The sequence below is a fragment of the Mesorhizobium sp. WSM4847 genome (genome assembly GCF_055811335.1).
On the sequence record NZ_JBVVPY010000003.1, the window covers coordinates 189,285 to 212,966 of the forward strand.

Here is a 23,682-nt window from a genome sequence, read left to right on the forward strand (position 1 = left end):
AAGTCGCTCAGCGGATCATGTAGACCTTCTTGATGGTCTCGTGGACGGTGCAGACGCCCTTCCAGTCCTGCGGAAAGAACGCCGCGGTGTCGGGTTCGATCTCGATCACCTCGCCGCATTCGTGGACATAGGTGCAGCGGCCCTCTAGGAAATGGCAGAATTCGTCGCGGGTGACGTGGCAGTGCCATTTGCCTGGGGTGCAGACCCACAGCCCGCATTCGGAGCGGCCTTCCGGCCCCTTGTGCAGCAATTTGCCGGAGGTACGGGAGTCGCCCTCGATCATCGTGGGGATGACGCCCCAGTCGACGAGGTCGGTGAGGGCAAGCGGCGATTTCATGATCGGTGTCAGCATGTCGTGAAGCTCCAGTGGCTGGCTTCAGGCCAGCATGTAAATGTTGCGGATGGTCTCGTGGACGGTGCATTCGCCGGTCCAGCCGGCCGGGAACATGACCACCGTGGCAGCGGAGACTTCTATCACCTCGCCGTTGTCAGATCGGTAGGTCGCGCGGCCGGCAACGAAATGGCACAGTTCGTCGCGCGGGATCGCCAGCCGCCAGCGGCCGGGCGTGCAGACCCAGATGCCGGATTCCGGCTGGTTGTTCGGCCCCTTGTGGACGAGCCTGCCGGTGGAGTGCGAAGCACCTTCCAGCGCATTGGGCTGTGCGCCCCAGTCGACGAGGTCGGTGCGGGTCGAGGCTTGGTGGAGATGTGGCACAGAGGAGGTCATGTGGGTGCTCCGCCGGCGCGATGCATGACTCCGCGATCGTCTCGCTCTACGGCGCCCCCCTCTGTCCTGCCGGACATCTCCCCCACGAGGGGGGAGATTGGCAGCTCTGGCGGCGGCACTCTTCTTGCGACATTTGTGATTGGCGAAATCAGTGATGACGGCCAATCTCCCCCCAAGTGGGGGAGATGTCCGGTAGGACAGAGGAGGGCGCGAAGGAACGCCATACCCATCCGCCCGGTCACAGCAGCTCCTCCAGCAGCCCGGCCGCCTTCTCCGGGCCGTTCTGCGATTGCATCTGGGCCGACGTCTTCGCCAGCTTGACCTTGATTGCCGGGTCGGTCAGGCAGGTTTCGATCTTGGCGATTAGCTCGGCGTCGCTCCAGTCGTAGCGCGGCATGCCGAAGCCGTGGCCGGTTTCCTCGACCCGCGTCGCGTTGTCGTGGCCATCCCAGACATAGGGCATGATGATCGCCGGCTTGCCGAAGTAGAGACACTCGGTGAACGAGTTGTTGCCGCCATGGTGGATAACCGCGTCGACCTGCGGGATCACCGAGGGCTGCGGAAACCAGCTCTCGACGATGACATTGCCGGGCACTTGCGCGTATTGGTCCTTGTAGCCGCCGACATTGACCAGCGCCCGGTAGCGAGTCTCGGCCAGCGTCGCGATGATGCGCTTCAAGAGATCGACATCGCCGGCGCCAAGGCTGCCGAACGAGACGTAGAGCAGCGGCCCGTCATTATTCTCAGCAAAGGTCGGCACGGTGTAGGGCTTCTCCTGCCGCACGCACCCTTCCAGATACTGGAATTTTGCCGGGTCGAGCGGATGGCGGCGCTTGAACTTTGCCGCCTCGGGATAAAGCAACAGGTTGAGGTAAGGCGAGGCCTCGAAGAATTGGCCGATCGGATACGGCGCTTCGTTGTTGGCTTTCAAAAACGTATTGAAGTCGTCATGGATCGGCTTGATTACCGCGTTGAGATGGTCGCGGTAGCGCTGATGGCAGGCGTGGTCGTTCTCGCCGCAGCCGGACAGATGCGGAGGGATGTCCTCGTCCTCGATCTCGTTTTCCGAGCAGGAGATGACGCGCACCCATGGCTTGCCATACTGCTTGATCGCCGGGAACAGGATGACGTTGTCGACGCAGATGACGTCGGGCTTGATCGTCGCAAGCACGCCGGGCAGGTCCTTCTCAGCCCATTTGGCGCTGTCGACGATCGCCGTCCAGCAGTCCTTCACGTAATTGTCGACCTGGTCGTAGGGCGATTTGCGAAAATTCGGGATGTGGCCGTTGATGAAGTCTGCCCAGAACTTGGCCATCTGCTCGGGCGGCATCGGCTCGGACAGGTTCACCGGATGCGCCTCGAAGCCGTAGCCCTTGTAGACGTCGACGAAGCCGGGGTCCGACAGGAACACCGCTCTGTGGCCGCGCGCCTCGACCGCCTGGGCGATACCGACGGAGTTGAGCGCCGGGCCGTAGGCCGCTTCCGGAAAAAACGCGATGGTCTTCTGCGCCATGAAAGTTCTCCTTCAATCAATCTGCGAAAATTCTGACGTCGGCGGCATCCCAGCCGAGTTCGACCGCATCGCCCGACGCGACCGGGCGGCGGTCGGCGGCGTCGGCGGTGACGCGCACCAGGAACGGTTTTTGTGACAGAGCGGTGCGGACATGCAGCTGCAGGTCCAGCCCGTGATAGGCGAGCGCCTCGACGATGCCGGCAACACGGTTGGCCGTCTCTGGCGGCGGGAACAGCCGGATGCGCTCGGGCCGCACCGAAGCGACCGCCGCAGCGCCGGGCGAAAGTATTTCGGGAACCATGCCTGATATCCGCGCACCATTGGCTGCCAGCACGCCATCGTTGGCGGCTTTGCCCGGCACGAAATTCATGACGCCAATGAAGTCGGCGACGAAACGGTCGGCCGGATGTTCGTAGACCGTATGCGGCGTGTCGCATTGCAGCAGCTCGCCGTCCCTCAGCACCGCCATGCGGTCGGCCATAACGAGCGATTCCTCCTGGTCATGGGTGACGATGACGAAGGTGATGCCGACTTCGTGCTGCAGCCGCTTCAGCTCCAGTTGCATGGCGCCGCGCAATTTCTTGTCGAGCGCACCGAGCGGCTCGTCGAGCAGCAGCAGCCGCGGCCGCTTGACCAGCGCCCGGGCAAGCGCGACGCGCTGCTTCTGGCCGCCCGACAATTGCTCCGGCTTGCGGTCGGCGAAGGCGACAAGCTCGGTCGTCGCCAGGATGGCGTCGACGCGGGAGCGGATTTCGTTTGCCGGCAAGCGCTCCATTTCAAGGCCGTAGGAAACATTGGCCCGGACGCTCATATGCGGAAACAGCGCGTAGGACTGGAACATCAGGTTGACCGGCCGCCTGTTGGGCGGGGTTTTGGCGATGTCGCGGCCGTCGAGCAGGATGCGCCCCTCATTGGGCGTCTCGAAACCGGCCAGCATGCGCAGCAGCGTGGTCTTGCCGCAGCCGGAAGGTCCGAGCAAGGCGAAGAACTCGTTCTCGCGGACATCGAGCGAGATGCCGTCGACGGCCGTCACCCGGCCGAAGTTCTTCGACACCTTGTCGATCGCCAGCAGCGTGCGGGGCTCGCTCATTGGCCGATGACTCCGCGGTTGAGCCGCTGCGATAGGGTCAGCGCGGTGATTGAGACCGCCATGACGATGGTCGCCAATGCATTGATCTCCGGCGTGATGCCGAAGCGGATCATCGAATAGATCTGCATCGGCAGCGTGGTCGAGGCGCGGCCGGCGCCGGCGGTGAAGAAGGCGATGATGAACTCGTCGACCGAAAGGGTGAAGGCGAGCAGCGCGCCGGCGACGACCGCAGGCAGGATGACCGGCAATGTCACCCGCCTGAAGGTGGTGAGCGCGGAAGCGCCGAGATCGGCGGAGGCCTCGACAATCGACCAGTCGAAGCTTTTTAGCCGCGCGCGCACCACCGAGCAGACGAAGGCGAGGTTGAAGACGACATGGGCGAGGATGATGGTGTGCAGGCCGAGCGTGAAATCGAGCATAGAAAAGAAGCTGAGCAGCGCCACCGCCAGCACGATGTCGGGAATGATCATCGGCGCAAAGATCAGCGCCTCGAGGCCGCTTCCGTACTGCCGGCGCATTTCGACGCCGATGGCCAGCAAGGTGCCGAGCAGCGTGGCGATGGCTGTCGAGACCAGCGCCACGATCAGCGTGTTGAGGGCGGCGGAAAGGATCGCGGCGTTTCCGGCGAGCGAGGCATACCATTTCAGCGAAAAGCCCGACCAGACGGTCGGCAGCCCGCCTTGGTTGAACGACAGCGCGACCAGTACGGCGATCGGAATGTAGAGGAAGGCGAAGACGAGCGTCAGCACGAGCCAGAGCGTACGCCGTGTGGCGGGCGAGCGCTCAGTCATCGGCGCCTCCTTTCGCTTCGGCGATACGGCCCGCGGCGCGATCGGCAGCCAGGGCCTGCGCCGTCAGCACCAAAAGCATGATGGCGATCAGCGCCATCGCCAGCGCTGCGCCGAACGGCCAGTCATTGGCGGTCAGGAACTGGTCGTAGACAAGATTGCCGATCATCTGGAAGCGGCCGCCGCCGAGCAGTGCCGGCGTGACGAAATTGCCGATCGACAGCACGAAGACGAAAACCGCCCCGGCGGCGATGCCCGGCACCGTCAGCGGCAGTATAATCCGGCGAAATGTGGTCATGGCCGAAGCGCCGAGATCGCGCGAGGCCTCGGCCAGCTCCGGATTGAGCCGAGACAGCGGCGCGTAGCAGGCGAGGATGACGAAAGGCAGGTAATTGTAGACCAGACCGGCGATGACGGCGCCTTCGGTATAGAGCATCGACGGCGGCTCGCCGGTATAGCCGAACCAGCGCAAGAGCTGGGTGATCAGGCCTTCGCGGTTGAGCAGCACGATCCATGCATAGGTGCGGATCAGGTAATTGGACCAGAAAGGCAAGACGGCGAAGAACAGGAACACCGGCTGCCACCGGCGCGGTGCTGCCGCGATCGCATAGGCGGCGGCATAGCCGATCACCACCGCGATCAGCGTTGCCGTGCCGGCGATGCGCGCCGAATTGAGGAAGATGCCGGCATAGAGCGGGTCGAGCACCAGCCCGAAATTCTCCAGCGTGAAGCTGTATTCGATGCCGCCATAAATGCCGCGCCGGAAGAAGGCGAGCGCCAGCACCAGCGCGCATGGCACCACCATCAAGGCGGTGAGCCAGGCCAGCGCCGGCGCCATCAGCAAGGAGGAGCGAGAAGGTGTGAACGATCTCATGTCGCACCCTCCTCTGGCCTTGAGGCCATCTCAAAGGCATCGAAATTGTGTTTGGACAAGCGCCCCCTCACCCGGATTGCCAACCGAATTGCGAAGGGAAATTCGGGGCAATCCGACCTCTCCCCGAGGGGAGAGGAGGTCGCCGACCTTGGCGTCAGCCTCTTCTCCCCAGCGGGGAGAAGGTGGCCGCGAAGCGGCCGGATGAGGGGGTGCTGCGCCGGAGATTGGCGAGCGGCTGCAATCCAGCCGATCTCCCCCCTTGAGGGGGAGATGGCCGGCAGGCCAGAGGGGGGCGTGAAGGAACGCAAGCCTGATTCCAGATGCCGAAACTACTGCGCCGCCTTGATCTCGCTGACGATCTTCGAATAGTCGCGCTGGGCGTCGCCGACGTCGCGCAACTGCTCGAACTTGACCAGTTCGGCCACAGGCATGTTCATATTTGGGAATTTGGCGAGGAAATCCGCCGGCAGGCTTTCCATAGCCGGCTTGTTCGGCACCTTGTAATCGATGTTCTGAGCCGCCCAGGCGTGGTTCTTGGCGTCCAGCATGAAGTTGATGAACTGGAAGGCGGCGTCCTTGTTGGCCGATGCCTTCATCACCACCATCGTATCGACCCACAGGTCCGAGCCTTCCTTGGGTATGGTGTATTTAATCTGCGGATTCTCGGCGATGCCATAGTTGCACCAGCCATCCCATGCCTGCACCATCAGCGCCTCGCCCGAAACCAGCTTCGAATAGAAGGTGGTGTCGTCATAGGCGAGCAAGGTCTTCTTGGCCGAGATCAGCAGGTCCTTGACCTCGGCGAGCTTGGCCGGATCGGTTTCGTTGACCGAATAGCCCTTGGCGAGCTGCCCGGCGGCAAGCAGCCAGCGGTCGGTCGCCAGCATCGTGGTCTTGCCCTTGAGCGCCTCGGACGGGGCGAGAAGATCGTTCCAGCTGGCCGGCTCGGTCTTCACCAGATCCGAGCGGTAGCAGAGGCCGGTGGTGCCCCAGGTGTAAGGCACGGAAAAATTGTTGCCGACATCGTGCGGCAGCTTGGCCGCCTCAGGATAGAGATTGGCGAGATTGGGGATCTTGGCGTGGTCGATCGTCTCGATCAGGCCGAGATTGTTCAGCACTTCTGCGAACGGCGAGGAAACGAAGACCACGTCATAGCCCTTGCCGCCCGAAGCAACGAGCTTGCCCATGATCTCCTCATTGGTGGCGTGAACGACGACCTCGCCGGAAACGCCGGTCGCTGCTTTGAAGGCGGCCATGACGTCCGGCGCCATGTAGCCGTCCCAGTTGGAAATGACGAGGTCGGCGGCGGCCGCCGGCGCCGACAGCGCCATAGCGAGGCCAAGCGCAATCGCGGAAGTTTTTAACGAACGGTGCCGCAGGGTGGTGGCGGTCATGACAGACTCCCATTCTGGTTGATCGTCGAATTCAATCAATCGTCGGACCAGCGCTTGCGACCATGCCGCCGCTTCGATCCTGTTCCCCGGTCTTTTTATTGCCGATTGAACCCACAGTACTATTGCGGAAAAAAGTACGTCAATCCATAATTTGGAAAATCGCCGCGAAATCCAGCCGATCGCGCCCGCAAGGGCAATTGGTAAAACCGCAGCGGTCGAGCCCGTTCACGAGAAACGCCATGCAAGCCGTTGCCAAACGCCCGCGCACCAATCATCTTGATCTCGCGCAGCGCATTCTCGATGTAGCCCGGCAGCGCGGCTTCGAGGCCGGCGCCCATCTCCCGGAACAGCAGATCGCCTCGCTCTGCAACGTCTCGCGGACCCCGGTGCGGGCCGCGCTGCGCCTGCTCACCGAAAAAGGCGTCGTGCGATGGGAAGCCGAATCCGGCTATCGGCTGGCCGTTGACCTCACCAAGCAGGCGACGCTTGCCACTGACCTGCCAAGCGCCGAGGAGGACGAACTCGCGGAGATGATCCTGCGCGATCGGTCGGCACGTCGGTTGGATCAGACTGTGACCATCGGCGCGTTGATGCGGCGCTACAGTGCCGAACGAAGGACAGTACTAAAAGCGCTAAAGAAACTGACAGACGAAAATCTTCTGGATCGCGCACCGGGACAGTCCTGGCTGTTCAGGCGAGCGCCAGACGATCCGGAGGCACAAGGGGAAAGCTATGAGTTCCGCCTGATGCTGGAACCCGCCGCCATTCTGGCGCCTGGCTTTCGGCTGGACGGGACCCGCGCGGCAGCGTTGCGCCAGGGCATGGAGGCGCTGCTGGCGCTGCCCGACGCCACATTCGATATCAGAGAGTTCCAGCGGCTGGACATCGACTTTCACGGCCTAATCGCCGGCGGCTCCAGCAACCGGTTCGTCGCCGACGCGCTGTCGGACCATCTCAGGCTGCGCCGGCTGCCGGGGACCTATGCCGGCGTCAACGTCTTCCGGCTGAAGCAATCGCTGCGCGAGCACCTGACCATACTCGACCAACTGGAAAGCCGGCAGTATGAGGTTGCAGCCGATCTGCTTCGCGTCCATCTGCGATTGTCCCGCAGCCAGCGACCGCAGGCGGCCAGTCGCGGCGCCCCCGCGTTGTTCGGCATGATCAGCCGGCCGGATTGACGAGGACCACGAGAACAGTGACGCGCAAAACCAGCCCGACTATCGCGTTGTTTCCCGAAGCGAGCTTCGGTGCCGCGCTCAATTGCGTCGGCATCGCGCAGGCCTTGCGCGCAAGGGGTGCGCGGCCGGTGTTTATCTGTCACGCCGGCTTTTCCGGCGTGTTCGCCGACTACGGGTTTCAGGAATACCAGTTGCCGACCGACGATCCGCTGACCGACAGCGAACGCCAGAGCTATTGGCAGGCCTTCGTGCGCCGGCATCTGCCGCATTTCAGGCTGAGCCCGATCGACCAGCTCGAAACCTACGTCGCCCCGACCTGGCAAGCGATCGTCGATACCGCGGTCAATGCCGAGGCGCCGCTGCGCAAATTGCTGACCCGGTTGAAGCCGGACGCCGTGGTGCTCGACAACGTCGTCATGTTTCCAGCACTTGCTGCCGCCGGTTGCCCATGGGTGCGCGTCGTCTCCTGCGCCGAGACCGAGCTGCCCGACGCCGATGTACCGCCCTATCTGTCCGGTCTCGCCGCCGACGACCCCGGTCGCGCGGTCTTCGAGGCGCGCTACCTGGCAGCCGTCGCTCCGGCACATGACCGGTTCAACCGGCTTCGGACCGACGCCGGCCTTGCGCCCTTGCCGGAGGGGCTTTTTCTCGAAGCTTCGCCCGATCTCAATCTGCTGCTGACCCCAACCATCGTGCGCAGGCAGCGCGCCGAGCCGCTCGACCCGGCCCGCTTCGTCTATCTCGAAGGCTGCGTCCGTTCGGAAGGGCCGTTCGACGTGCCGGTCTTTCCACGCAATGACGGGCCGCTGGTCTATCTCAGCTTCGGCAGCCTGGGCGCGATGGATGTCGGGCTGATCGAGCGCATGCTCGCCGTGTTCGACCGGCTTCCGGCCCGCTTCATCGTTAATGTCGGCGGTCTGCGCGACAGCTATCGCGCGGTTCCGGACAATGTCTATCTCGACGCCTGGTTTCCGCAACCGTCGGTTGTCGCCAAGTCCGATCTCTTCATCCATCACGGCGGCAACAACAGCTTTTGCGAAGCGCTGCGTTTCGGCGTGCCGTCGCTGATCATGCCCTATTGCTGGGACGGGCACGACAATGCGCAACGCGCCGAGGAAACCGGCGTCGGCCGCTACCTCAGCCGCGATGGCTGGAGCGACGACGAACTGGAACAGGCTATCCTTGGCCTAATGGCCGACGGCGAGATGCGCTTTCGCCTCAAGGAGAATGCGGCCACCATGGCGCGGGCGCCGGGAACTGACGCCGCCGCCGAAGCCATTCTCGCCCTCGCAAGGACGTGACCTGATGCTCAACACCACGACAACGGATGCACCGCAAATGACCCCGACGGACGATCCGAAGCGATGGCTGGAGCAGCAGGGGATCAGGGAAGTCGAGTGCCTGGTGCCGGACGTGAACGGCGTCTTGCGCGGCAAGGCGTTGCCAACGGCCAAGTTCCTGAAGTCGCTCGAAGACCGCGCGCTCTACCTGCCGAGCAGCGCCTTCCTGGTCTGCATAGACGGCCGCTATTCCGGTTCCAACGACGAGGGCTTCGCCTATCAGGATCCCGACATGCGGATGGTGCCGGATGTCGCGACGCTCTGCCTTGCGCCCGGCGCTGGAGCTGAAAAGGCCTATGTCTTCGCCGATGCGTTTCACATGGACGACCGGCCGTGGATGGCCTCGCCACGTCATGTGTTGAGGGCCGTGCTCGATCTCTATCACCAGCGCGGCTGGCGGGCAGTGGTGGCGCCGGAGCTCGAATTCTACCTGACCGCGCCCAATCCCGATCCCGATCGGCCGTTGATCGCGCCGGTCGGGCGCAATGGCCGCTCCGAAACCGTGCAGCACCCCTATGACATGGCGGCGCTGGAGGAATTCGAGCCGGTGATCCAGCGGCTCTACGACTATGCCGCAAAGGCCGGGCTGCCGCTCGATACGCTGATCCACGAGTCAGGCACCGCGCAGTTGGAGATCAATTTCCTGCATGGCGACGCGCTGCCGCTGGCCGACAAGGTGCTGCTGTTCAAGCGGATGACGCGCCGGGCCGCGCAGGATAATGGCATTCATGCGACCTTCATGGCCAAGCCGATCGCCGCACAAGCCGGCAGCTCCATGCATCTCCACATGTCGGTCATCGACGAGGCCGGGAATACGCTGTTCGCCGGGCGTGACGACGCCGACACCGAGATGTTCGGGCATTTCATCGGCGGCCTGCAGAAATACATTCCGGAGGTGATGCCGCTGTTTGCGCCGAACGTGAATTCGTTCCGCCGCATCCGGCCGAACCACAGCGCGCCCGCCAACATCGAGTGGTCGCATGACAATCGCTCCTGCGGCCTGCGCGTGCCGGCCGGCGGGCGGGCCGCACGGCGGGTGGAAAACCGGCTGCCCGGCGCCGATGCCAACCCCTATCTGGCGATGGCCGGCTCGCTGCTCTGCGGCTATCTCGGCGTCGAGGAAAAGCTCTCGCGTTCGCCCGAGGCATCGGGCAACGCCTATCGCAGCAAGAGCACGCTGCCGAAAACCATGGAGGAGGCGCTCGACCGTTTCGCCGCCTGCAGTCCGGTTCGGGACTTGCTCGGCGAGGATTTCGTCCAGACCTATTTGCGCGTCAAAAGCGTCGAGCTCGACCTGTTCCAGAGCGTCGTCACCAGCTGGGAACGCGACCACCTGCTGCTCAAGGTCTGATGATGGGCTTCAATTCCGGCCTGGACATCGGCAGATCCTACTATGTCGCGACCGCCAATCCAGCCCCTGATCATCCGGCGGCGCTGCAGGCCGACGTCGACGCCGATCTGGTGGTGGTCGGCGGCGGCTGCACCGGCTTGTCCGCAGCCCTTCATGCCGCCGAGCGCGGGCTGAAGGTGGTGCTCCTCGAAGGCGGCAAGATCGGCTGGGGGGCGTCGGGGCGCAATGGCGGCCAGATCATTCCCGGCCTGCGCAAGGGCGCCAAGGGCCTGGCCAAGCTTTATGGGCCCGAACGGGCGCGGGCGCTTTTCGATCTCGCCCTCGAGGCGCGCGGGCTGGTGCTCGACCTGATCGAGCGCCATGCCATCGATTGCGACCTCCGGCTCACCGGCCATCTGGCCGGTGCGATAAACGGCTCCGACCTGCGCGATCTCGAGGAAGAGGCCGAGTGCCTTGCCACAGTAATGAACTTTCATGAGGTCGAGATGCTGTCGGCGGCGCGGGCGCGTGAAATGGTGAACACGCCCTATCACGGCGCCATGTACGAGAAGCTCGGCGGCCATATGCATCCTCTGAACTACACGCTGGGTCTTGCTCGCGCCGCGGCAGCGGCAGGCGTCACCATCCACGAGAATTCGGTAGCGCTGCGGCTGGAGCGGAAACCTTCCATCCGGGTTTCCACGGCCAAGGGCTCGGTCCGGGCCAGACATGTTGTGTTGGCCGGCGACGCCCTGCTTCAGGGGCTCGAACCGCGCGTCAGCAGCCGCATCATGCCGGTCGGCAATTACATCATCGCCACCGAGCCGCTGGACGACACCAGCGACGTCATCCCAAGCAATGCCGCCGTTTCCGACACACGCTTCGTCGTCAACTACTACCGGCTGTCGGCGGACGGCCGCCTGCTGTTCGGCGGTGGCGAGCGCTACACGCCGTCGCCGCCCGCCGACATTGCCGGCTTCGTGCGGCCGCATATGGAAAAGACCTTTCCGCAATTGCGCGGCCGCCGCATCGAGCATGCCTGGGGCGGGCTGGTCTCGGTGACGACATCGCGCCTGCCGGACGTCGGCCACTATGGCGAGGTCTATTTTGCGCATGGCTATTCAGGCAAGGGCGTGATCCTGTCGACGCTGTCGGGAAAGCTGCTTGCCGAGGCGATCACCGGCGATCCGTCGCGGCTCGATCTGTTTTCGACGCTGAGGCCAATGCCGTTTCCCGGCGGTGCCGCCCTGCGCGGCCCGCTCTATGTGCTCGGCATGCTCTGGTACGCCATGCGCGATCGCATCAAGCATTGAGCAAGCAATCCACTGCCGCCGTGGTCTTGCGAGGAGGGCAGCCGGCTGCAGCTTCCCGACAAATTTGACCATGTGGACAAAGGTCGGACGCCGTTCCATAGTTCCCTCGCCTGATATCCAAAGAAACAGCCGGCTCGACACGGCGCCAATCAGAGGGGCATGCAATGGAAAACGGGAAGAGCAAAATCCAATCGAAACGCGGAGGGCTTTCGCGACGCGATTTGCTGGAACTCGGCGCGCTCGGCCTGGCGGCAACCATGCTGCCGGGCCAGGTCTTGGCGCAGGACAAGAAGCTGAAGGTGGCGGCGATCTTCGCCACGCCGACCGAGGAGCCATGGGTCCACCAGATCCATGTCGCCCTGCAGAGGGCCGAGAAGGAACTCAGCATCGAATACAAATGGTCGGAGAAGGTGCAGACGGCCGATTTCAGCCGTGTGATGCGCGAATATGCGCAAGGCGGCTATGAGCTGGTGCTGGGCGATGCGTTCGCTGCCGAACGCGAATCCCGCCGCACCGCCAAGCAGTTTCCGAAGGTCGCCTTCCTGTTCGGCTCCGGCGCCGGGCCGGCCGAGCCGAATTTCGCTGTCTTCGACAATTGGATCCACGAGCCCGCCTATCTCTCCGGCCTGATCGCCGGAAAGATGTCGAAATCAGGCACGATCGGCGCCGTTGCGGCGATGGGCATTCCGGAAGTGAACCGGCTGGTCAATGCCTTCTTTGCCGGCGCCCGCGAGGTCAATCCTGACATCAAGAGGAAGGTCGCATTCATCGGCTCTTTCTTCGACCCGCCAAAGGCCAAGGAAGCGGCTATCGCCCAGATCGACGCCGGCGTCGACGTGATCTATGCCGAACGTTTCGGCGTCATCGAAGCGGCAGTCGAGAGGAAGATCCTCGCCATCTCCAACATGTCCGACCAGTCCAACCTCGGCCCGGACACGGTGATCACCGGCCCGGTCTGGGACATGTATCCGACGGTCGAGCATGCGATCAAACTGGTCAAGGCCGGCGTCTTCACCGCGCAGGACTATGGCGATTTCTCGCGCATGGCCAAGGGCGGCTCCTTTCTGGCGCCCTACCACAAATTCGACAAGACGCTGCCCGCCGACGTCAAGGAGCTGGTCGAGAAGAAGAAGGCCGAAATCCTCGACGGCAATTTCCGTGTCGTCGTCGACGAGAACACGCCGGTTTCGGATTGAGCGGCGCAGCCCTCCCCCTTGAGGGGAGGGTGCCGAGCGAAGCGAGGCGGGTGGGGTGATCTCAGCTGCCTCGAGCTTTAGACCGATAAGGATGGAGCGCGTCACAGCGGACCCCACCCGGCCCTTCGGGCCACCCTCCCCTCGAGGGGGAGGGATATCAGCGCCATCTCCCACCAGGAGCACCCTCGCCTTTGCCCGCCCCTCTCATCGAAATGCGCGGCATCTCCAAGAGCTTCGGCGCCGTCATGGCGAACGAGGCCGTCGATCTTAGCGTCGCACCCGGCGAAATTCTCGGGCTGCTGGGTGAAAACGGCGCCGGCAAGACGACGCTGATGAACGTGCTGTTCGGCGCCTATGCCCCCGACGCCGGCGAGATCCTGGTTCAGGGCCGGCCGGTGACGATCAACAACTCGGCCGATGCGCTCGCCGCCGGCATCGGCATGGTGCACCAGCATTTTCATCTGGCGCCGCGGCTTTCGGTGCTGGAAAACCTGCTGATAGGCATTCCCGGCAAATCGGGCCGGATCGACCGCGCCGGCGGGCTGGCGCGACTGGCGGAGATCGGCCGCCAGCATGGCCTCACGCTCGATCCGGACCTTCCCGTCTCGGCGCTGTCGATCGGCGAGCAGCAGCGGCTCGAAATCGTCAAGGCGCTGTTTCGCGGTGCAAGGCTGCTGATCCTCGACGAGCCGACGGCGGTGCTGGCGCCGACAGAGGTCGACGGGCTGTTTTCGGCGCTGCGGTCGATGGCTGCCCAGGGTCTCGGCATCATCTTCATCTCGCACAAGCTCAACGAGGTCAGGGCGTTGACCCATCGCTGCGTCGTGCTGCGGCATGGCCGCGTGACCGGGCGCGTCGACGCACCTGCCAGCACGACATCCTCGGAGATGGCGCGGCTGATGTGCGGCCACGAGATCGTTCCGCCGGCCAGGGGACCGTCGACACCGGGTGCCGCGGTGCTGACCCTGGACGGCATCTCGACGTCGCGCCATTCCGGCATGGCGCTGCGCGATGTCTCGCTTTTGGTGCGCGCCGGCGAGATCCTCGGCATTGCCGGTGTCTCGGGCAACGGCCAGCGGGCGCTTGCCGAGGTGATCTCCGGCGTTCGCGCGCCCGATGCCGGCCGGATGACGATAGCCGGCAAAGCTGTCTCGCGGTTCTCGCCGCGCGAGGTGCAGGCGCTCGGTCTCGGGCGCATCCCGGAAGACCGGATGACGACGGGACTGGTCACCAACCTGCCGCTTGCCGATTCGATGGTGCTGCCGCGCATCGGCACCGGGGCGTTCAGCCGCAACGGTCTCCTCAGGCCCGATGCGATCCGCGCCTTCGCCGAAGAACAGATCAAGGCCTATGACATACGCTGCCCCGGGCCGATGACGCGGGCCGGAGCGCTGTCCGGCGGCAATCTGCAAAAGGCGCTGCTGGCGCGTGAGCTCGCCTTCGACCCCAAGGTGCTGATCGTGTCGCAGCCGACGCGCGGCCTCGACATTGGTGCGGCCCGATTCATCCACGAAAAGTTCCTCGACATGCGTGCCAGGGGCTGCGGCATCGTCGTCATCGGCGAAGACCTCGAAGAGCTGCTGATGCTCTGCGACCGCATCGCGGTGATGTATGAGGGGCGCATTGCCGGCACGTTGGACAGCGCCGACGCCACGATCGCGCGGCTCGGACTGATGATGACCGGAGCGGAGGGCCATAGTTGATGTTCCGCCTCGAAGCCCGCACCTCAACGCCCGCCTGGTTCAACCTGGCTCTGCCGTTGCTGGCCATCGGCGCGACATTGGTGCTGTGCAGCGGCCTCATTGCGCTGGCCGGTGCCGGGGTGATCGAGGCCTATGGCGTGATGTTCTCGGCGTCGCTGGGCGACAGCTACGCGATCACCGAAACGCTCGTGCGCGCAACACCGATGATCTTCACCGGGCTTGCCGTGGCGGTCGCCTTCCGCGCCAAATTCTGGAATATCGGCGCCGAGGGGCAGTTGCTTGCCGGTGCGGTGGCGAGCTGTGCCGTCGGCGCCATTCCGATGCCGGGGCCGCTTGCCATGCTGATGATGGCGCTCGCCGGCGCCGCCGCCGGTGCTGGGGTCGCCCTGATCCCGGCAACGCTGCGGGTGAAATTCAAAGTCGATGATGTCGTTAGTTCACTGCTGCTCAACTCGGTCATCTTCTACGCGTTGATGGCGCTGATCGAAGGCCCGTGGAAAGACAGTTTCAGCGGCTACCCGATCTCGCCGCCGATCGAGGATTCAGCCAATTTCCCGGTGCTGCTCGAAGGCACGCGGCTGCACCTCGGCGTCGTGGCGGCTTTCGTGGCCGCGCCGGTCATCTGGTTCCTGATCATGCGCACGACGCTCGGCTTCAGGATCAGGGTCATCGGCGAAAATCCCGAGGCCGCGCGCTATGGCGGCGTCCATGTCGAACGGGTGCTGATCTCGACGGCGCTGCTGTCCGGGGCGCTCGCCGGGCTTGCCGGCGTCAGCGAGGTCGGCGGCGTGCATTTCCAAGTGATGAGCGACATCTCGCCGGGCTATGGCTATTCCGGCATCGTCGTCGCCATGCTGGCGAGGCTCAATCCACTTGGCGTGATGCCGGCGGCGCTGTTCCTCGCCGCCGTGATGACCGGCGCCGAGGCGATGTCGCGGGCCACCGGCGTTCCGGCCTTCCTCAGCGACGTTATCCAGGGCACCGCGCTGCTCGCCATGCTGGTGGCGCTGCTGTTCACGGCCTATCGCATCCGCCGCGTCGGCGCCGCACGATGAGCGTCGTGCTCGAACAGATTTTTCAAGTCGGCTTCCTCGCCGCGATCATCCGCATCGCCACGCCTTTGGCTTTCGCGACGCTGGGCGAGATGTTCTCGGAGCGGGCCGGCGTGCTCAATCTCGGCATCGAAGGCATCATGCTGTTGTCGGCGATGACCGGCTTCACCGCGACCAGCCTCAGCGGCAGCCTGTGGCTCGGCGTGCTTGCGGCGGTGCTGACCGGTGCGCTGATGGGTGCCGTGCATACGCTGTTCACGGTGGCTCTCGGCCTCAGCCAGCATGTCTGCGGCATCGGCGTGACGCTGTTCTCGTCGGGCCTCGCCTATTTCCTTTACCGGCTGATCTTCGGCCAGCAATCGGTGCCGCCCAGCATCAAGAGTTTCGAAACGCTGCCGATCCCTGTTCTCTCCGACATCCCGGTGCTCGGACCAGCCGTGTTCAACCAGTTTTCGCTGGTCTACATGGCGATGGCAGCCGTTCCCCTTGCCGCCTTCGTGCTCTATCGGACTCCGTGGGGCCTGTCGGTGCGCATGGTCGGCGAAAATCCGCGCGCCGCCGATTCGGCCGGCGTCGGCGTCATCGCCACTCGCTTCCAGGCGGTGATCCTTGGCGGTGCCCTGATGGGGCTGGCCGGGGCTTTCCTGTCGATGGTGCAGTTCAACGCCTTCACCTTCGGCCTCGTCTCCGGGCGTGGCTGGGTGGCGATCGCGCTCGTCGTCTTCGGCCGCTGGGATCCCTGGCGTTCGGCAGGGGCCGCCCTGCTGTTCGCCTTCGTCGATGCCCTGCAACTGCGCATGCAGGCGAGCGGGCTCGGCCATATCCCCTATGAGGCGTTCCTGATGCTGCCCTTCATCTTCACCATCGTCGCCATGGCGGTGATGTCACGCAACGCCGTCGCGCCTTCGGCGCTCCTCAAGCCGTTCCGCCGCGAAGAACGCTGACAGGGCGGGGAAGGGAATTCTCAGCCACCGCTTAGCGCCCGCATCACATTCGGCAGCGCCGGCAGCGTCAGCAAAACCGTGCCGGCAAGCCAGATCGACGCGACGACGATGCTCCTGGGGCGCGCCGACCAGCGCTCATAGAGAGCGGCCGGCACGCCGGCGAGCATGATGGTCATCGTCGACAGGATCAGCGCACTTGCCATGTAGACGATCTGGCTCAGGGGAGGCGCCCAGCCCGGATACCAGATCGGATAGAACAGGAACACCATCAGCACCCACGGCGAAAAGATGCCGTTGACGATGGCGACCGCCATGACCGGGACAAGACCGTTTCTGTCCATTGCCTCAACCCCCCTGCGAAGCCATCGGCGCAATGCCGAAATTGATCAGAAAGACGAGGTAGAACACGCGCAAGGCCATAAGCCAGAGCACGCTGAAGACGATCACCACCGGCTGGGTCAGGATCGACGGGGTAATGCTCCGCACGGCCCGCAGGAACGGGTCCGTGACACTCTTGAAGAAGCGCCAGATGTAGTTGTCCCAGCTTTCGGGCACGAAGAGGCCGAGCAGGAGACGCCCCATCAGAGTGTACATCACCGCGGCAAGGATGAAATTCGGGATGTGGAAATACCAATAGGACCAGAAATCGTTCATGGGGGAGTTTCCAAGCAGCGGCGGCGCCGCGTTATGCCAGCGACGCCTCCAAAATGAAAGCGGGGTCCGTCACCGGACCCCGCCTTGAGCGCCGATCGCTATGCGCGATCAGGCAGTCTTTTCTTCCATCATCTGCTTGCCACGCGGCACACGCAGTTCCTCGATGAACTCCTGCATTGCCAAAGATGGTTCCCTGGTCAGCCTGGAGACAACGATCATGACCAGGAAGCCGACAGGCAGGCCGAACGCGGCTGCCGACAGGTTCTTGACGCCCCACCAGTTGGCGATGGTCTGGGCATGCTTGTCGAGTGCCGCCCATGCAGCGGCCTGAGCGTCCGGAGCAGCAGAAGCCCAAGCCGCCTTCAGCTCCGCATATTTTGCAACGGCGTCAGCCGGTGCCGCGGACAGGCCACTCCACGTCTCGTAAAATCCTACTGCGCCGTAGCGGGTGCCGAGCAAATAATAGAGGCAGATGCCAAAACCGGCGATCATGCCTGCGACAGCGCCGGCAGAGTTTGTGCGCTTCCACCAAACGCCGAGCACCAGCGCAGGGAACAGACCCGCGGCGGCAAGCGAGAATGCCCAAGACACCATGGCGAGGATGTCGCCCGGCTTGGTCGACGCCACGTAGGCGGCGGCGATGGCCACGAGCACGAGCAAAATACGCGACACCACCAGACGGCGGGCGGTCGGAGCATTCTGGTCGATCATCTTGTAGTAAATGTCGTGGCTGAGCGCGTTGGCGATGGCCAGCAGCAGGCCATCCGCAGTCGACAGCGCGGCGGCAAGTCCGCCGGCGGCGACGAGGCCCGAGATGACGTAGGGCATGCCGGCCATTTCCGGCGTGGCCAGCACGATCATGTCGGCGTTGAGGTTGATGTCGGCAAACGAAAGCGCTGTCACGCCCTTTTCGGCGCAGGCCGCTGCAATTGCTGCCGCGTCAGTGGCAGCCTTGCCGCAGATCTGTACGAGCGTGCCGTCCGCTGCCGCCCAGCGCATCATCCATCCGGCTTTCTCACCGATGTTCTCGGGCGTCAGGCCCGACGCCACCAGGTCGAGCATCGTCAACTTGGCGAACGCCGCATAGGCGGGCGCGGTGAAATAGAGGATGAAGATGAACAGCAGCGACCAGGCGACCGAGACCCGCGCTTCACGCACCGACGGGGTGGTGAAGTATCGCATCAGGATGTGCGGCAGGGATGCCGTTCCGACCATCAGGCAGAAAATAAGCAGGAAGTAGTTGAGCGCGTTGTAGCCGCCATGCACGAACGGCGTGATGTGATGCACCGCGATGCCCTGCGCCGTTTCAAGCGCGGTGATGCTTGCGAGTGCCTGTCCCTGCATCAATTGCGGGATCGGCACGCCGGTTTTCACGGTGGACATCCAGATGGCTGGGATCAGGTAGGCGATGATGAGCACGATGTACTGTGCGACCTGCGTCCAGGTGACGGCGCGCATGCCGCCCAGCATCGAGCAGACCAGGATGCCGGCGAGGCCGACATAGACTGCTACGTTGAAGTCGAGGCCGAGGAATCGTGCCGAGATGATGCCGGTCGCGTAGATCTGCGCCACCACATAAGTGAAAGAGCAGGAGAACAGCACGACCACGCCGATAAAGCGTGCCAGATTGCCGCCATAGCGCGCCGACAGGAAGTCTGGAACAGTATAGGCGCCGAATTTGCGCAGATAGGGCGCAACAAGGATGGCCACGAGCACGTAGCCACCGGTCCAGCCCAGCACGAAGGCGAGGCCGTCATAGCCGAGCAGATAGAGCGTGCCGGCCATGCCGACGAAGGATGCGCCTGACATCCAGTCAGCGCCGGTCGCCATGCCATTGTAGATCGCCGGGACCCTGCGCCCCGCCACGTAGTACTCGCCGACCTGCATGGTGCGGCTGAGAATGCCGATCACGGCATAGATTGTGATCGTGAACGCCACGAACAGATAGCCGATGATTCTGTTGGGGACGCCCATCGCGCTGATGATCGCCATCAGGATGATGAAAGCTATGAAGCCGCCGGTGTAGATGCCGTAGATGCGGCCGAGATTGGAGGTGAAGTCGCGTCCGCCTGCCGTAGTCGCTGTCGTGTTAGCCATTGAAGTTCCCCCGATCATTCTTCATGGACGCCATGCTCTTCGTCGATTGCGTTCTGGCGCCGTGCGAACCAGAACAGCATGACGACGAAGGCGATGAGCGAACCCTGAGCGGCCATGTAGAAGCCGAGCGGAAAGCCAAATATGACGATGGTGTTGAGCTGCTCCACGAACATGTGGATGACGTAACCGAAGAATACCCACAGACCCAGCATGGTAAACATGAGGCCCCTGGTCTTGTTCCAATAACTTACGCGGTCTGGCGTCGCCATAGCTTGAACCCTCCCTTGATTGGCAGCTTGCGAACCGTCTCGACCGCAAGGCGCCGTTTAAAGCTTGCCTCTTCCGCTGACGCGGAAGCCCTCCGGCATAGGTCGCGGCCAGGTATAGAATCAGCCGACCGTAACTTTGTATGAGTATCACTTCTTGTCGCGCCTGTTCATACGACTTTAGAATCGGTGAGAGGACTGGAGAATCGGTGGGAGGACTTGAATCGGTAAGAGGGCTGGCCGTGCGGCGTCGCGAGGGCTAAACGGTCAATATCGGTTGGAAACAAGACCGAAGGAGAGCGCCATGGGCCTGCTGAACAATTTGTTGCCCGAGTTCCTGCGCAAGCCGCAGCCGATCGTCAGCGTCGGCGAACTGGCTGACTTCATGGATTCTCGCGCCGCCTTCCTGGCCCAGAAAAGCATCGTCGAGTTCTGCCGCGTCAGGGCAGGAGTCTACTGGCAGAAGCTGTTCAGCGAGAAGGAGTTCCAGGCGGCGCTGAACCATTCACGCTGGCGCGCCTACCCTGCGTGTTACGCCATGATGGCGGAAATGGTGGAGGGTGCGCTGCGCGAACCCGCCGGCTTGCGCCAGCGGGGCCTGCCGGCCGCGCTGGAAAAAGTCGCCCTGGCAAGCTTCTCCAAATATGCCGTTCCGGCGGGCTCGCCCCCCACTTTCTGGGAGGACGCCGCCGAGCTCACCCGCCAGCGCCTCGCCGCCACCCAGATCGGCCCGCCGCGGCCGGTGCGCGAGATCCCCGAGCCGCTGGCGCGAACGGTTTTCGAGATGGTACCGATCCACCCCAATCTGCTGACCAACGATTACGACTATATCTTCAACTTCCTGAGAATGAATCTGCTGCGCGCGCATGAGGATTTCCTGGTGCAGGCCGACCGCAGCGCCCTCGTCGACCAACTGCTTGGCGCCGCGCGCAGCTGAGTTTGTTTACTGTCCGAGCGTCGCCGGCGATGCGAACAGCAGGTCCCGCACCAGGTCGGGTGCCGACTGAAGGCGCTTGATGAGGCTCTTGAGCTGTGCCTGCTGCTCGCGCGCCAGCGCATTGATCTCGACGCGGTTGGATACCGGTATACCGGCGTAGATGTCATGCGTCTGCTGAGCGAGCAGCAAGCCGACCAGCATGGCGTGGCCGGCCAGCATCGCCTTCATGTCGGGCTCGCCGCCAATATCCAGGGCGATCAGTTGCTCGAGCCGGGCACGGGTGCTCCGCTCGCGGATGCCTTGGCGAATTGCAAGCGTGCGTGCGGTCGCGACGATTGGAAAAAGGCCATGCTTCTTGATGTCCAGCCGGCCATTTTCAAGCTGAAAGCCGCCAAAGACAGTGAAGGGACTGCCGGTCGTCATCTGCTCGCCGAGCAGCTTCGCGAACACCGGCTCGGCGTGGGCACGGTCATAGGCATATTCGATGAACTGCGCGGCCAGTGCGGTGTCGCCATGCACCGGTCGCAGGTCGTAGACGATATCGACGTTGAGCAGGTCCTCAGGCCGCAGGCGGCGAACCCAATCCTCGACGCGCCGCTTCCAGGTGGAGAGGCTACCGCGGAATGCGGCATTCGAGGCCATTACCCCGCCTTTGCAATACGGCACGCCTGAGATGTCGAGCATGTCGGCGAGCCTGGCGCCGAGATTCTTGAACCAGCGATCTTCGGGCCCATCCGGCTCGCCATCTGCAAAGACGATTGCGTTGTCCTGGTCGGGGGCCATCAGGCTTTCGCCACGGCCGCCCGAGCCGAGCACAAGCACGGCGTAGGCGCAGGGCGGCGGGCCGTGACCTTCTATCTGCATCTGCTGTTCGGCAAGCACCGCGGCGCGGCGGGTAAGCGAGCAAAGTTCGTCGCTGATGATTTCCGCCACCACGCGCGGGTCGATTGCTTCGCCTATGAGCGATCGTACCACGCCCGGCAGCATCGACCAGCTGGCCGCCAGTTCGGCGGCATCCCTGGCATGTTCGATCGTGTCGTCGAGATCGATGGCAGCGGCGGCGCGAAGCCTCAGCAGGTCGCGCGCCGAAAGCACGCCGACCAGCATGCCGCCTTCGTCGCGGACGGCGAGGTGGCGGACCTTCAGCCGATCCATGCGGCCGATCGCCCGATAAGCGAAGGCGGCGGCGCGGATGCTTATCAGCGGTCGCGTCGCGATTTTTCCGACCGGCATGTCAAAAGCCCGCTCGGCGTCGGACGATATGCGGCGCAGCAGGTCACGCTCGGTAACGATGCCATACGCCTCAATCGCTTGATCCGGCGTTCCACGCTCGGACACGAGGACCGAGCTGATCTTGCGCTTGACCATGAGGTCGATGACCTGCCTTGTCGGTTTGGTCGACTTCACCACGACTGGCGGGCTGCTCATGAGGCTGCCGACGCGATGGCGATAGGCATAGGGATCAACCGGCTGAAACGCCGGAGCCTGGGGTCGCGACACCGGCTCGGCCCAGCCGGCGCGATGGCCGGCTTCGAGAGCGTCCGAAAGGGCAAGGCAGGCAACCTCGGCCTCTCCAAGTGTTCGGATGTTGCGTTTGCGCAACTCCGGAATCAACGCGGCAAAGATGTCTCCGGCCGCAATCGCATCGCCCAGAGCCGAATGCCGGCCGGTTATCTCCAGGCGAAGCCATCCGGCGATCGTTTCCAGCGAATGGTCTGCCAGATTGGGATTTGCTATGGTTGCAAGAAGCCGGACGCACAGCGCCCGAGGCTTTTTCCAGGGCAATCGGGCGCGTCGGCATTCGCGTTCCAATACCGCCAGGTCGAAGCCGATCGAATGGCCGACGAGGATGCGGTCGCCGACGAACTCCTGGAATTGTGCCCATGCATCCGGGAAGCTGCCGGCTCCGTCAACATCGGTATCGGTGATGCCATGGACGAGCGAAGCCTCGGACGGGATTGCTTCACCGGGATCGATGAGGAGATCGAGCTGAGTTTCCCGGACGACCTTGCCATGCGCGATGCCGATCGCGCCAATCTGGACCACGCGCGCCCTGGTGGCGTCGGGCCCGGTTGTTTCGGTGTCGACGGCGGCAGCCGCAATTGCTATCAGCGGTGTCGCGCCGCTCGGCGGCTTCAATTCCGTCTCCTTCGGCATAGCCGATAGCCTTCCTCTGCCGGATGTCTTGCCCAGACAATGCCTGTCCGAGGCAGCGCCTGTCGGTGCGGAAAGGTTCGATCCGGCTTGCCATGCAACATAGAGGGCGCCGGCCGGCCGCGTCGATGGCCGTATTTCAGGCTGTTGCGTTCGCAAAGTTGCGCTGGGGAGTCGCGCGCCTGCACGCCCATGCTGAATTCCCAGAGGTATACCCGTCCTGGCGGCACATTCGCCTTAAAGTGATTTGATACGGTCGCAGCGCTCGCACATTGTCGGCGAGCTTGCTGCCGAGGGCGCCGATGGATGAGATCAGGCGGGTTGCTGTGGGGTGCATCGGGCGCGCCGTCATGTTCGGCTCGCTTGCCATTGGCTGTGTCATGGTCGGATTCTCCTTCAACCCGGTGTCTGCATTTCGCTCCGGCGCGTTCCTCACGCTGACCATGGTTCTGGCGCTGATGTGGAAAGCCACGACCGCAGCCTTCAAAAATCCCAAGCACACCGAAGTCTGGCTCTACCTCGATGAGAAATCGCGCCCAGCCGATGCCTCGGCACGACGGGTGTTCGGCACCATCATGGGCGACGTTTATAGACTCTACGCCCGGATCGCGCTCGGCGTCGCGGTCGGGTTCTTCCTTGTGTCGCTCGTGCTGATGCTGTTCGGCCTGGAAGCTTACAGGCCGCCCGCCAACTAGGCGGCCGCTCCGCCCATCCCTGCCCGCCCGCACGACCGGGCGTTTTGCCATCGAGCCGATCGGCCTCGGAAAGTGCCGCGCTGCAGCAAACAAACCAAATTGTGCTCAGGTTGGAGAAAAACATTCTAAGGATCGCTGGAAAATAGCACTCGACAAAGTCTACTGATTTAATAGATTAACTGCCGAGACGGAGGTCGATATGTCCTATTTCCAGAACACCCACACTGCCCGCAAAGGCCAAAGTCTCGGTTCCGAGCAGACTTGGCGGCCGGCCTATGCGGGCGCCTTTGCCTATCTCGTCTTTGCCCTTGCGTTCGTGTTCACCGGGGCGGTCGTTCTGGGTTTTGTTCCCTGACTTTGGAGCCCGCGAGTCATCGGGCCTGACTAAAGGGATAGCTGTCTGCCGTTTCGCGATATCGGAGTTGAATGAACCGAGT

23 protein-coding genes are annotated in these 23,682 nt (G+C 63.6%); 11 read left to right on the forward strand and 12 right to left on the reverse strand.

Going from position 1 to position 23,682, the window contains the following annotated elements; all coding sequences use genetic code 11:
• Nucleotides 1–7: 7 nt before the first annotated feature.
• From AC0L28_RS05470 to AC0L28_RS05500, 7 genes are all read right to left on the reverse strand, one after another.
• Nucleotides 8–352, reverse strand: a complete 345-nt coding sequence (locus tag AC0L28_RS05470) for a cupin domain-containing protein (RefSeq protein WP_473476053.1) — start codon at nucleotides 350–352, stop codon at nucleotides 8–10.
• Between the two features lie 24 nt (nucleotides 353–376).
• Complete coding sequence (locus AC0L28_RS05475; RefSeq protein ID WP_473476055.1) at nucleotides 377–727, reverse strand: cupin domain-containing protein; 351 nt, start codon at nucleotides 725–727, stop codon at nucleotides 377–379.
• Nucleotides 728–965: 238 nt separating this feature from the next.
• Nucleotides 966–2,240 carry a glycosyltransferase gene (locus tag AC0L28_RS05480; RefSeq protein ID WP_473476057.1) on the reverse strand — a complete coding sequence of 425 codons (1,275 nt, stop codon included), beginning with the start codon at nucleotides 2,238–2,240 and terminating at the stop codon, nucleotides 966–968.
• Between the two features lie 16 nt (nucleotides 2,241–2,256).
• A complete protein-coding gene (locus AC0L28_RS05485) occupies nucleotides 2,257–3,330 on the reverse strand; it encodes an ABC transporter ATP-binding protein (RefSeq protein ID WP_473476059.1) in 1,074 nt (357 codons plus the stop codon).
• On the reverse strand, nucleotides 3,327–4,121 hold the full coding sequence (locus AC0L28_RS05490; RefSeq protein WP_128168656.1) for an ABC transporter permease: 795 nt from the start codon (nucleotides 4,119–4,121) through the stop codon (nucleotides 3,327–3,329). The genes AC0L28_RS05485 and AC0L28_RS05490 overlap by 4 nt, the downstream gene beginning before the upstream one ends.
• Nucleotides 4,114–4,956 (reverse strand): ABC transporter permease, encoded by an 843-nt coding sequence (locus AC0L28_RS05495; RefSeq protein ID WP_473476274.1) that lies wholly within the window; start codon nucleotides 4,954–4,956, stop codon nucleotides 4,114–4,116. The genes AC0L28_RS05490 and AC0L28_RS05495 overlap by 8 nt, the downstream gene beginning before the upstream one ends.
• 365 nt (nucleotides 4,957–5,321) lie before the next feature.
• Entirely contained in the window at nucleotides 5,322–6,386 is a 1,065-nt protein-coding gene (locus AC0L28_RS05500) for a polyamine ABC transporter substrate-binding protein (protein ID WP_128168655.1), read from the reverse strand.
• A 239-nt stretch (nucleotides 6,387–6,625) separates the two neighbouring features.
• Here AC0L28_RS05500 and AC0L28_RS05505 point away from each other — a divergent pair, with 239 nt between their 5' ends.
• The 8 genes from AC0L28_RS05505 (at nucleotide 6,626) to AC0L28_RS05540 (ending at nucleotide 16,442) form a co-directional block, all read left to right on the forward strand.
• A complete protein-coding gene (locus AC0L28_RS05505) occupies nucleotides 6,626–7,564 on the forward strand; it encodes a GntR family transcriptional regulator (protein WP_128173659.1) in 939 nt (312 codons plus the stop codon).
• A gap of 17 nt (nucleotides 7,565–7,581) precedes the next feature.
• Nucleotides 7,582–8,865: a glycosyltransferase gene (locus AC0L28_RS05510; protein ID WP_473476062.1), complete on the forward strand. Its 1,284-nt coding sequence runs from the start codon at nucleotides 7,582–7,584 to the stop codon at nucleotides 8,863–8,865.
• A 37-nt stretch (nucleotides 8,866–8,902) separates the two neighbouring features.
• Nucleotides 8,903–10,255 (forward strand): glutamine synthetase family protein, encoded by a 1,353-nt coding sequence (locus AC0L28_RS05515; protein WP_473476065.1) that lies wholly within the window; start codon nucleotides 8,903–8,905, stop codon nucleotides 10,253–10,255.
• Nucleotides 10,255–11,547, forward strand: a complete 1,293-nt coding sequence (locus AC0L28_RS05520) for an NAD(P)/FAD-dependent oxidoreductase (RefSeq protein WP_473476067.1) — start codon at nucleotides 10,255–10,257, stop codon at nucleotides 11,545–11,547. The genes AC0L28_RS05515 and AC0L28_RS05520 overlap by 1 nt, the downstream gene beginning before the upstream one ends.
• 164 nt (nucleotides 11,548–11,711) lie before the next feature.
• Nucleotides 11,712–12,743 (forward strand): BMP family protein, encoded by a 1,032-nt coding sequence (locus AC0L28_RS05525; RefSeq protein WP_473476070.1) that lies wholly within the window; start codon nucleotides 11,712–11,714, stop codon nucleotides 12,741–12,743.
• A 191-nt stretch (nucleotides 12,744–12,934) separates the two neighbouring features.
• Complete coding sequence (locus AC0L28_RS05530; protein ID WP_128245862.1) at nucleotides 12,935–14,446, forward strand: ABC transporter ATP-binding protein; 1,512 nt, start codon at nucleotides 12,935–12,937, stop codon at nucleotides 14,444–14,446.
• Nucleotides 14,446–15,501 (forward strand): ABC transporter permease, encoded by a 1,056-nt coding sequence (locus tag AC0L28_RS05535; protein ID WP_473476073.1) that lies wholly within the window; start codon nucleotides 14,446–14,448, stop codon nucleotides 15,499–15,501. Before AC0L28_RS05530 ends, AC0L28_RS05535 begins: the two co-directional genes overlap by 1 nt.
• Entirely contained in the window at nucleotides 15,498–16,442 is a 945-nt protein-coding gene (locus tag AC0L28_RS05540; RefSeq protein ID WP_473476074.1) for an ABC transporter permease, read from the forward strand. The genes AC0L28_RS05535 and AC0L28_RS05540 overlap by 4 nt, the downstream gene beginning before the upstream one ends.
• Nucleotides 16,443–16,462: 20 nt before the next feature.
• Here AC0L28_RS05540 and AC0L28_RS05545 read toward each other — a convergent pair whose 3' ends face one another.
• From AC0L28_RS05545 to AC0L28_RS05560, 4 genes are all read right to left on the reverse strand, one after another.
• Nucleotides 16,463–16,783, reverse strand: coding sequence for a hypothetical protein (locus AC0L28_RS05545; protein ID WP_091592307.1), 321 nt, complete (start codon nucleotides 16,781–16,783; stop codon nucleotides 16,463–16,465).
• 4 nt (nucleotides 16,784–16,787) lie between these two features.
• On the reverse strand, nucleotides 16,788–17,096 hold the full coding sequence (locus AC0L28_RS05550) for a YggT family protein (protein ID WP_128173652.1): 309 nt from the start codon (nucleotides 17,094–17,096) through the stop codon (nucleotides 16,788–16,790).
• Between the two features lie 108 nt (nucleotides 17,097–17,204).
• Nucleotides 17,205–19,193: a sodium:solute symporter family protein gene (locus AC0L28_RS05555; protein ID WP_473476076.1), complete on the reverse strand. Its 1,989-nt coding sequence runs from the start codon at nucleotides 19,191–19,193 to the stop codon at nucleotides 17,205–17,207.
• Between the two features lie 14 nt (nucleotides 19,194–19,207).
• Entirely contained in the window at nucleotides 19,208–19,462 is a 255-nt protein-coding gene (locus AC0L28_RS05560; RefSeq protein WP_473476078.1) for a DUF4212 domain-containing protein, read from the reverse strand.
• Nucleotides 19,463–19,763: 301 nt separating this feature from the next.
• Here AC0L28_RS05560 and AC0L28_RS05565 point away from each other — a divergent pair, with 301 nt between their 5' ends.
• Nucleotides 19,764–20,396, forward strand: a complete 633-nt coding sequence (locus AC0L28_RS05565; protein ID WP_473476080.1) for a hypothetical protein — start codon at nucleotides 19,764–19,766, stop codon at nucleotides 20,394–20,396.
• Nucleotides 20,397–20,402: 6 nt separating this feature from the next.
• Here AC0L28_RS05565 and AC0L28_RS05570 read toward each other — a convergent pair whose 3' ends face one another.
• A complete protein-coding gene (locus AC0L28_RS05570; RefSeq protein WP_473476082.1) occupies nucleotides 20,403–22,553 on the reverse strand; it encodes a DUF294 nucleotidyltransferase-like domain-containing protein in 2,151 nt (716 codons plus the stop codon).
• A gap of 299 nt (nucleotides 22,554–22,852) precedes the next feature.
• Between AC0L28_RS05570 and AC0L28_RS05575 the strand changes: the two genes are divergently transcribed.
• Together AC0L28_RS05575 and AC0L28_RS05580 are read left to right on the forward strand one after the other, a co-directional pair.
• Entirely contained in the window at nucleotides 22,853–23,245 is a 393-nt protein-coding gene (locus AC0L28_RS05575) for a hypothetical protein (protein ID WP_023800517.1), read from the forward strand.
• A 199-nt stretch (nucleotides 23,246–23,444) separates the two neighbouring features.
• Nucleotides 23,445–23,600, forward strand: a complete 156-nt coding sequence (locus tag AC0L28_RS05580) for a hypothetical protein (protein ID WP_023800516.1) — start codon at nucleotides 23,445–23,447, stop codon at nucleotides 23,598–23,600.
• Nucleotides 23,601–23,682 lie beyond the last annotated feature (82 nt).